Origin of the sequence: Paenibacillus plantarum (genome assembly GCF_013141695.1) — a bacterium.
Lineage (GTDB): Bacteria > Bacillota > Bacilli > Paenibacillales > NBRC-103111 > Paenibacillus_E > Paenibacillus_E plantarum.
In genome coordinates, this window is sequence record NZ_WHNY01000023.1 from 1 (window position 1) to 1529 (window position 1529).

At 42.6% G+C, this 1529-nt stretch carries 1 pseudogene; it reads right to left on the reverse strand.

The features are described 5' to 3' along the window. Window positions 1-106: 106 nt before the first annotated feature. Window positions 107-1309: pseudogene (locus GC096_RS07085) on the reverse strand (IS110 family RNA-guided transposase). Window positions 1310-1529 lie beyond the last annotated feature (220 nt).

The window sequence follows — 1529 nt, forward strand, 5'->3', positions numbered from 1 at the left end:
ATTATTAATAATGGATTCATGAAGTGATATACTTAAAAAAGTGCATGGGAAATAACCGTCCAATAAAGCACGGAAGTATATTCCATATATTTCTAATTTCCATGACTTACTCTAAACGGAACGCTTCCTTAGTAGTTAAAATAGCAAAAATCCAGTGGATGAGTTTATTTACACAAGCAATTATCGCTACTTTGAACAGCTTTCCCTCAGCACGCTTCTTATCATAATAAGCCCTTAATTTCTTATTTCTATTGCTACGGATACCACATCGTACAGCTTGATACAGGGCAGTACGAAGTCTCCTGGAGCCATGCTTAGTGATTCTATTCTGGGTTGCTGTGAACTTACCTGAAGAAAAAACGCTTGGATCAACGCCAGCAAAGGCCACCAGTTTCTTTGCGTGATCAAACCGATCGATTTCCCCAATCTCAGCCAAAATTGTTGCAGCAATTTTAGTGCCAATACCGGGTATCGATTGAATTAATTCATATTCTAGTAACTCTTCTGCCAGGGCATCTACCGATTTAATAAGGGTTGCTAGATGCTCCTGGTATTGAAGAAGCAATTTGATGAGCAACTGCAAGGAGATCAAGTGGCTTGGAAAAGCCGTCTCCTTAAATGGATTTCGCCTTGCCGCAGCTGCCAGGATTTGCGCACGTTCCAAACACCACGAAGTGGATTTACCGCGCCCAGTAAGCTGTCCGATTACAGTTGTAATTTCATTGTCGGACATTGCTAGGACCTCTCTAGATGTCGGGTGTAAGGCCAGAAATCGAAGGGAAACTTTAGAATAAAGATCACCAAACACGCCATGATATTCGGGGAAAACCTGATCCAGAATTGACTGGAATTGTAGTTTTGCTTGAACATACATACCCGTTAGAGATTCATATTGTCGTGTTAGATAGCGTAAATTCATGAGGTGCTGACCCCGCTTTTTGTAGGGTTCAAACTCCTCTTTATAAAACAGTACCCCAAGTTGATAAGCATCAGCGGCATCTGTCTTCACCCGTCGCAAATTGGTCTTCTTGGCTTCGTGTGAGATTAACGGATTAATTACGATGTACAGATACTTTTGCTCGTCCAGAAACTGAACAACGGGGCTGTGATAATGACCTGTTGCTTCCATAACAATGGAAGGAGGCATCTCTGCAGCTGATTCCACTCCTCTAATATAATTTTAAAAAGACGCTAACCCTTCAAGATCATGACTAAACCTAAAGATCTTCCCATGAGGTACTCCACGGTTTAAAAAAGCTTGTGCATGGCTCTCCCCCTTTGAAACATCCAAACCAATGACTGGATTCATAACATCACTCCTGTAGTATTTTCACCGGCAACCCCTAACCTTCTTGTCTTCCACACTATCGCATGTGATACGGGATTCATGTCCCAACCAGCCTAAACATGGTTGAACAAGTAGGGGGGATGAACTGAATAGCTCTCGGGATGTGGCTCCCACGGGCAGAATCGTTCGATCCCCGGCTACCGTTATCTTAAGACCACACAAAAATGAGGTCTACCAGAAA